The organism is Streptomyces sp. NPDC042336 (assembly GCF_055581985.1).
Genome location: NZ_JBVJEA010000079.1, coordinates 1 through 4,002, shown reverse-complemented (window position 1 = coordinate 4,002; position 4,002 = coordinate 1). Strand labels below are relative to the sequence as shown.

The following is a 4,002-nucleotide window of genomic DNA, read 5'->3' as shown; positions in this document are numbered from 1 at the left end:
CGAGCCGCCAATTACCTTGTGGGTCATACCGGAACGTCGACGCCAGCCTGGCAGCAACCCATCCCGGGCCGCAGGTCGACTATCACAGTTACCTTATTCGTGGCTCCGCAATGGGGCTACCGGCCTTCGGTCCGGCATGACGTCTCCCCCTTGTTGTTCATGATCCGGGGGGGTGTCACCGGGCCTGGAGGCATCGACTGACCGCTGATGAGGGGCTTGCGCACCGGTTTCACCCGAGCCGGAGGAGCTCTCCGTAACGTGGATGTGGCAGCTTGGTGCCCTGGCAAGGCCGGACGAAAGCGTGATGGAGAGGCCTGCACGTGATCGACACCGGCGACATCGACGTCTTCCTCGGCCGGGACGTCGGCAAGGGCGAACACCACGCCACCGCCGTCACTCCGGCCGGCTAGAAGGCGTTCGACAAACGCCTGCCCAACACCGAACCCAAGCTCCGCGAACTGTTCGCGAAACTGAAGGCCAAGCACGGAACAGTGCTGGTCGTGGTCGACCAGCCGGCCTCGTTCGGCGCCCTGCCGCTGGCGGTCGCCCGGGACATGGGCTGCCCGGTCGTCTTCCTGCCAGGGCTCACGATGCGGCGGATCGCCGACCTCTACCCGGGTGAGACGAAGACCGACGCGAGGGACGCGTTCACCTCGCTGACGCCGCCCGCGCGATGCCCCACACGCTGCGTGCCATCGACGGCGAGGACGAGACGATCGCCGAGCTGGAGATGATCGTCGGCTTCGACGACGACCTGGCCGACGAGGCCCCCCGGGTCGCGAACCGGCTACACAGCCTCCTGACCCAGATCCACCCGTCGCTGGAACGAGTCCTTGGGCCGCGGTTGCAGCACCCGGCCGTACTCATGCTGCTCGAAAGGTTCGGGTCACCGGCCCAGATACGCAAGGCCGGACGGCGGCGCCTGGCCACCCTGCTGCGACCGAAAGCGCCCAGGACGGCCGAGCGACAGGTCCAGTGGACCTTCTCCGCCCTGGACGAGCAGACCGTCATCATTCCGGGGACCGAGGCGGCCGCGCTGATCGTCCCGAGCCTCGCCGCCTCGCTGGCTGCCCTTGACCATCGCACGCTGCGGGCCGGGCGAATCAAGGAACTGCTGGAGGCCCACCCTCTTTCGAAGGTCCTAACCTCGATGCCGGGAGTCGGCGTCAGGACCGGAGCCCGCATCCTGATCGCAGCCGTCCATGGAACCTTCGCCGAGAACGCCGTACTGCGGTTCATAGCGGCCCATCGACGCAAGATCAGCGTGGTCGCGCAAGTGCATGACCTCCGCCAAGGAAGCCGCCCTCACCACCCGCGAGTCATACCCCCAGACCTCAACCTCACGCACCGCCCAGCCCTCGTCATCGGCCCGAAGTACAGCCACAGATTTTCATCCTCGCAGTAGGTGCGGAACCAGGTCGTCATGCCGCCACCCTGGCCCCCCACCTTGACCAAACGCATAGGGGCACTTCCCCAAATCTTGAACCAGACGACTGTCTGGTGCGTTGTGTGATCACGATGTCCGCTACCTGCCATGGAGAGTTTCATGCCTAGACATCCGCCAGATCAGGAACGAGCCGCTTCCGTCCTCGCCTTCTACGGCCTAGACGGAAGCGGAAAATCACCCATCATACTCCCGGGATACCTGCCGTCAAGGCGGTACGCGGGCGTCAGTGCTGCCGAACTTCGGCTACGGAAGCGGCTGTACTCCCTCGCCTACGGCGACGCCTCTGCGAAGCAGTTGGAGGCGGCCGCATTGGAGAAGGCGGAGCTGCCCCTGACATCACATGGGAAGGGCAAGTGGAAAATTGACAAAAAAACGGCACGCAAAGAAACGGAGCTTCACGCGGAGGAAAAAGATCAGGACCTTGCTGCGAATGTCAGGGCATTTTACGGTATCGACGGAAAAACTGCGGCCATCGTGTCACCGGGACTCGTACCGAACTCACAGCCATCGACGAGCCTCAGTCGCCTCGAAACGTATATGCGAGGGCGGCTGCATGACCTCAGTATCGGCACGGCGAGTGCGGGATGGCGGGAGGCGGAGGCGCTGCAGCAGGCGGAGATACCCCTACTTCAACGCGAAGACGGCAAGTGGATCATTAACATAGAAGAGGCAATGACGGAAAAGGAGGCCAGCGAGGTTCTTGAAGATCAGGAAAGAGCCGCAAAGGTCAGAAACTTTTACGGCATCGACGGAACAATCGACGCCATCGGGGATCGGGGAGTCCTGCCAAATAAATGGGCGCCATCGAAAGCCAGTTCCCTCGAAAAGGATATGCGGCATCGACTGTACAAGCTCTCCTGCGGCGAGCTTGATGCGGGAGAGTTGGAGGCGGATGCGCTGCGGGAGGCGGGTCTGCCAGTGATCAAAAACTATAGGGGCAAATTTTTCATCGACCGAGATGCGCTGAAGAAGGGTTCTCGGCAGATGGCTGGCGGCAGTCAGGATGCTGGGTTGTCCCAGGAGATGGGGGATATGTCGATCGCCGCTCCCGTAAATCCCCTGTCGTATCTTGTAAGTATGTCTGCCTGGGATGCTTCGGCTGTGCAGGATCCGACGGGTCGAGTCGGTGGGTCTTCCAGCGAGGTCGGCTATCCGACGAACACGGTGCCAGCGTCCTTTTACCTACCCCATTACCAGGGATATGCGCCCGCAGGGTCCTCGTCACAGGCCGGGCCGTCATCGTACGCCGGATCGTCGTCACATCAACATGCCGAACAGCAGAGCAAGCGGAGCCGGAAGTAGTGAGCTTCTTCAGTCGCTACCCGATCGAGTAAGAAGTACCTGTACGTCGATGACGTCGATGAAGCAGTGCGCCTGCTACCGCGCGGGCCCGACTTGTAGGCCCTGGGCTTCACCCGATCGTGGCCGTTCTGAAATGCACACTGAACCTCTTTCATCCTGTGCTGGAAGGTGAAATAGGCTGGTCAGCGGGTGTGGTGACGAGGCAGGGCCCCTCGTCGCTGGCGTGGTGATTCCACTCAACCTGCCGGCGACCGAAGGGGCCCTGTTGGTTCTGTGTCCTGCCACGCTCGACGTTCCGCACGAGCTCGTCGAGCATGTCGCCTGGCTGCTGTACGAACACCGCCGGACCCGCAACACCCGCTGGTGGAAGCTTGGCTGCTTCGACCAGGCGCTGCTCACGCTGGTGTATCTGCGTAAGAACGAGACGTTCTCGCAGCTCGGAGCGGGTTTCGGGATATCGCAGGCCACCGCCTGGCGGTACATGGACGAGGCCCTGGACGTTCTGGCCTCCTGGGTGCCTGGCCTTCATGAAGCCCTCACCGGGCTCGGTGAGGGCGACCACGTCATCGTTGACGGCACTCTGATCCCCATTGACCGGATCCACGCGGACGAGCCGTATTACTCGATGAAGCACCGCATAAACGTGCAGGTCATCACGCGTCCCGACGGCACACCGCTCTGGTTCTCCCGCGCAACGCCGGGCAGAACCCATGACCTGACCGCGGCCCGTGCCCACGGCATCGTCCAGGCCTCCTGACCCGGCAGATCCTCGTTCTCGCGGACCGCGCCTACCAGGGCGCCGGCGCCACGTTCCGCACCTCGTGCTACCACCACCGCGAACAACCCGAGCACTACCAGCAGTTCAACCGCGACCACGCCAGACTCCGGGCGCCCGGCGAACGCGCCTTCGCCCAACTCAAGACGTGGCGGCTGCTGCGGCCAGATGCTCCACCCGCCGCATCGGCACCATCGTCCAGGCCGTCCACACACTCCTGACCTGCAAGTATTCAGGATGAGAGAGGTTCACTGAGCTTCTCCAGCGGCCACCCCCGAGGGTGAGCGGTCTCCCGATGCTGACCGCTCTCCGCGACCTGCAGTACCGCGCAGCTCCCGCGGACACATCCGTCACCCGATTGGTGGCCACTCTGAAGAAGCTCACTAAGAGGTCCTAACAAAGGCGTCGAACGTGGCGGTGGGTGATCAGGCAGACGGCGAGGCCGAGGAATGCTTCGTGTATGTCGTCGCGTCGTTCC

General features: G+C 63.2%; 1 protein-coding gene and 2 pseudogenes. All 3 read left to right on the top strand.

Annotated features, from left to right (window positions below; translation table 11 throughout):
* Positions 1 to 320: 320 nt before the first annotated feature.
* Positions 321 to 1,210, top strand: a pseudogene (locus ACZ6IM_RS42330) (IS110 family transposase); the annotation flags it as partial.
* A gap of 324 nt (positions 1,211 to 1,534) precedes the next feature.
* A complete protein-coding gene (locus ACZ6IM_RS42325) occupies positions 1,535 to 2,749 on the top strand; it encodes a hypothetical protein (RefSeq protein ID WP_319218641.1) in 1,215 nt (404 codons plus the stop codon).
* Positions 2,750 to 2,972: 223 nt separating this feature from the next.
* Positions 2,973 to 3,765: pseudogene (locus tag ACZ6IM_RS42320) on the top strand (transposase family protein).
* Positions 3,766 to 4,002: the final 237 nt, after the last annotated feature.